The organism is uncultured Bacteroides sp., assembly GCF_910578895.1.
In the GTDB taxonomy this organism is placed as follows: domain Bacteria; phylum Bacteroidota; class Bacteroidia; order Bacteroidales; family Bacteroidaceae; genus Bacteroides.
In genome coordinates this window covers 1-4027 of record NZ_CAJTSC010000100.1, presented here as the reverse complement: position 1 = coordinate 4027, position 4027 = coordinate 1, and the positions used below count along the sequence as shown (strand labels likewise).

General features: G+C 44.4%; 5 protein-coding genes. All 5 read right to left on the bottom strand.

Translation table 11 applies throughout. The features are described from left to right. Positions 1-132: 132 nt before the first annotated feature. The gene (locus QZ327_RS14220) at positions 133-1473 is read right to left on the bottom strand and encodes a DUF3987 domain-containing protein (protein WP_294620375.1); all 1341 of its coding nucleotides are present in this window, start codon (positions 1471-1473) and stop codon (positions 133-135) included. After that, positions 1470-1646, bottom strand: a complete 177-nt coding sequence (locus QZ327_RS14215; RefSeq protein ID WP_294620373.1) for a hypothetical protein — start codon at positions 1644-1646, stop codon at positions 1470-1472. The genes QZ327_RS14220 and QZ327_RS14215 overlap by 4 nt, the downstream gene beginning before the upstream one ends. Positions 1647-2184: 538 nt before the next feature. After that, positions 2185-2709, bottom strand: coding sequence for a hypothetical protein (locus tag QZ327_RS14210; RefSeq protein WP_294620371.1), 525 nt, complete (start codon positions 2707-2709; stop codon positions 2185-2187). Then, entirely contained in the window at positions 2706-3029 is a 324-nt protein-coding gene (locus tag QZ327_RS14205) for a hypothetical protein (RefSeq protein WP_294620369.1), read from the bottom strand. Before QZ327_RS14205 ends, QZ327_RS14210 begins: the two co-directional genes overlap by 4 nt. Before the next feature lie 4 nt (positions 3030-3033). Beyond that, positions 3034-3705 (bottom strand): hypothetical protein, encoded by a 672-nt coding sequence (locus QZ327_RS14200; protein WP_294620367.1) that lies wholly within the window; start codon positions 3703-3705, stop codon positions 3034-3036. Positions 3706-4027: the final 322 nt, after the last annotated feature.

Below are 4027 nucleotides of genomic sequence, written 5' to 3'. Positions count from 1 at the left end.
GGGTATATGTGTAGTAAGTTATAAAAATATCAATATATAGTATAAGAATATGAATATTAAATAGTTATGCTTGTTGTTGTCTATATTGATACCTATTACACACTATATACACACCTACACACTACACACCCGTCAATCATCCGTTGCAATTCCTTTGGTGTAACGGCTTATGTTGGCACGGTCGATGCCGACAGCTTCCGCGAGCTTACTCCGATTCAGCTTCTTTCCTTTTCGTGCCATCATACCTGCAAGTTCCCTTATTATTTCCTCGTCTGTCCGGGGCTTCGGCTTGCCTACAATAAGGTTATAGGCATTCATCTTTTGCGCGATAAGGTATGGCGCACAGGCAAACGCCCATCGGATTGTATCTGCCTCAATATTCGGGTGCGTATAAGGGTAGTCCGGAGTTGCGTCAACAATCTTTAACAAGTGGGCAATTAATGTGAGCTGGTGAACGGCATACATGACTTTTGCGAAGGCGGCATGTTTGAAATTGTTGTATGCTGTTCCATCTTCCGGATCTGCGGAGAATGAAGCGCACAATTTCTCATATTCCCTTGCAAACACTTCGCGTCCCTCTACATTAGGCGAGAATTTCCAAACTATGTTACCGAGTCCGCGTAACGATTTTACCGTATTGTTCCAATAGGCTGTCTGTGTCATGTCGATGCCGTCACCGATTTTCGGGAAGCCGGAAGCCTCAAACATTACGATTGAAAAGCGGTGAAGAAGACCGTTCGCAATAAAATCGGGCTTAATGGTTTCGTGGATAAGGTCAGTTTGAACACCCCCCAGGACTGCGAGGAAGCTCTCACTGCATACCTTGATAACGTCCTCTCCTTTGGTATCTCTTTTTATAGGGTTGAAATTGGAAATTTCCAATATATGCTCAACTGCTTGCTCGTTGAACTTGCCGCTTAGACTTTTGAAAAAAGCCCGAAGTTCGTCATTATAAAGAATGCCTCCGCGTGGATTGTCGCACACAAATTCAATGCGGGCTGCATCCGTGGCGGCAGCACACAATATTTGTGTTTTTTCGGGTCGTGGTGCCGGATTAGACGCTTTCGCGTTCTCCGATCTCCATGCCTCTAACTTGCTTTTATAAGTCGATAGCAACTCCCCGTCGATAGCAAACAACGGCTTCATTATATCGCGCAATGGCTGACTTTTTCCGGCGGCGGACGGTGCCACAATCAAGGTCATTAGTCCGGGCTTGTTCTTAAATCCGGCAATGTCGCTCTCGACGAATGACCCGGCGGCGGCTCCTGCAACAGTGAGTGCGGCCATTAAGGTGACTTCGTTTGGAACATTGCGACGGTTGGCGACGTGTTTGCAATAATCGACAAACTTTGCAGGAAGTCCGAATGTAGGGAGGGCAGATGAGATATTTGCAGATTTGGAAGCCCTAAGGGGTGCTGCTTTTATTTCGTTGAGAATGTCCGAGTAATCGGGTGTAGATTGGATTTCTTTCATACCTTACCCTCCTGCCTTTTCAAAAACAATTCGCTCGGATTCCATTTGTAGCCGCTTTCAATTTCATGGTTGCGATTCCATATCTCCATGTTTTCAGAAACATTCTTGCGAATTTCTTCCGTTGATATGTCCTCGATATTGATTCCTGCGACAATGTGTAGTAAGTCCATCATTGACTCACAAATGGATTGATACAGCCCTCTCATTATGCGATATACGCTCTTGTCGTAGTTTTCGCAGTCATAAGGTCTGCCCGTGGTGTCGAATAGATTTTGTGCAGTGTAGGTATCTACACTTCCTTTGGAGGTGAAGTATATTCGCCTCCCATCGGAGAGCCGGAGCGTTGCTCTGATTTTCGCCCGGCTTGGGTCTAATTGGCTCGGTCTAACTGTGAGCCTAATTGTGAAATTTGCTTTTTTCACTGTCCTTGAATGAATTTTATAAAACACAGATGCATTTGGGGTTATACCCGGCGCTCTGTGGCACTCTCAAATGATGATGCAAAGATAATAATTTGTAGCAAATACGCCAAATAAACAAGGGATAAAATAAAAGCCTCGTCATCTCGACGGGGCTATATCTTTATCATTTGAGTTGTCTTCATTCAAAGACACTGCAAAGTTAATAACTCCGTCTATGTTCTCAAAGTTTTTACTACAAGTTGTTCCTTTCGATGTCTATTTGAGTTAATGATAAGGTTAATTTTCAGGATTACGATTTGCCGGGCGATTCTCGCATAATCTTAACTGCCTTTGATTCCGTTTCCTCATCCCATCCGAAAGCCTCTGCCAATCTCCGAGCATGGTATTCGATAGCCTTGTCAATTGGTAAGGGAATATAGAAAAACACCTGTTTTTCCTTATCTCCTAAATCTTCCCTTTTCCATTTTTGCAGGTCGGCAAGAGCCAACAATATCTGTGCCTTTTCTTTCGGGTTGGTCGAAGCAGAGGCAAGTCTGTTAAGCTCTGAAATTGTATCATCACGGCTTCTGTTGGTTATCTCCTGCGTCTCTGCGTTAGCGGTGGCTACTGTGCGACGTAAAGCAAGATAGTCCTTTACCTTGTCGCTACTCATCCACCTACTTGTCTGTACCGGGATAGAATTTTCAGAGGCTGTAACTTCCGGCTCTTTTCGTGATAGTATGTAAGCAAGTCGGGAGTCTCCGTTGGTAAGATAGGCATCAAGGCAGAATTTTTCAAGCGGTGATAGTTCCGTTTTCGTGCGTCCTCGCTTCATAGTCCGATATGCTTTAAGAGTTCCGCCGGAACTGTGACAATTGGTTTGTCGTTCATTTCGGCCCGTTCTTCTGCGGTCATAAGTTCCTGCGCCATGCGGTTAAGTTGTCGGGCGAGCCGTTGCGCCTGACTCTTGCTGAATGAAAGGGTAATGTCGCCATGCTGACAAAGGTCGGTATCATACTGCTTGTATTTAGGGATTGACAAAATAATGCAATCATCGCCGGGGTGAGTTCCATATTGCCCGGTTATCTCGGTTCTCGCGTGGTGGAGATATGCGCCTATTCCGTTGGCGTTGGCTATTTCTGTAGATTGTCTCATGTTGTTATGATTTTATGAATTTGCGCCACATATACTTCTCGAAAGTGCGTGGGTCTAAATTCTCATCGCCGGAAATCATTCTGCGGCTAATAGGATCTAACAATGTCGTGGAATAGACAGAGGGAGCTAACCCGTTGCATTCCTCAAAATTTTTGAGGGTTGTAACAGCCGTTGTCGCTGCAACTATCTTTCCCCAATATTCAGACATACGGCGCGTGTCTATCTTGCGGATATATTTTTTCTTTCGAGGTTCGAGTGTTGCGTCTTCATCAACTTCAACATAGCCGGATTTATCGACGGCAAGAACACAACCCATTGCGATAGCGTTTGCCATTCCGATAATAAATGACTCTGTTTCCTTCGCTACTGTCATATATTCTTCGCGGATTCTATTTCTTTCCGACTTCGGCACATACCCTAATTTGCTGATGTAATTACTATATAGCGACATGATATATAGCTTCCATTTAGTGGGGTCTGCATATTCGCCGAATTTCTTTAACGTTTCCACATCTCTTGGCAGGTCATATTTCTCCAGAGTATTGAATCCTGCGGAGAAGTCAAGAGCCATGTCTGAAACTCTTTCAAGCTCCTTGCTCCATCCTTCTACATCCCATTGCTCAGCGGCAAAGCTGTATGCTTCGGGAGCGTTAGTCTGTTCTGTTTTCTCTTTCATGTTATTTTGTCTTTACGTTTTACCAATTTTCACGGCGGCGTTTCCTTTCCCAAAATCGGGCAGAATCTTCGACCAATCGCTCGGCGGTGGCACGGTCAACGCTCTTATGTTTCATACAGTTCTTTATGCGCTGTTCTCTTTTATCGGGCAGTGCGAGCCGTTCTAAGGCTGTAAGTATTTCGGTGTTATTTCCCATATTGAATTATTAAGGAGTCAAACAAAAAAAGAGCCTACAAATCCCGGTGGGGAAATGTAAGCTCTTGTGGCTTTGTTGTATGTTGCAAAGATAGTATTTTATTTCGATATGGCAAAGGGCATTAAG

Excerpts from the sequence above, each read along its gene's own strand:
- QZ327_RS14220 (WP_294620375.1), bottom strand. The coding sequence starts at position 1,473 with ATGAAAGAAATCCAATCTACACCCGATTACTCGGACATTCTCAACGAA.
- QZ327_RS14215 (WP_294620373.1), bottom strand. The coding sequence starts at position 1,646 with ATGATGGACTTACTACACATTGTCGCAGGAATCAATATCGAGGACATA.
- QZ327_RS14210 (WP_294620371.1), bottom strand. The coding sequence starts at position 2,709 with ATGAAGCGAGGACGCACGAAAACGGAACTATCACCGCTTGAAAAATTC.
- QZ327_RS14205 (WP_294620369.1), bottom strand. The coding sequence starts at position 3,029 with ATGAGACAATCTACAGAAATAGCCAACGCCAACGGAATAGGCGCATAT.
- QZ327_RS14200 (WP_294620367.1), bottom strand. The coding sequence starts at position 3,705 with ATGAAAGAGAAAACAGAACAGACTAACGCTCCCGAAGCATACAGCTTT.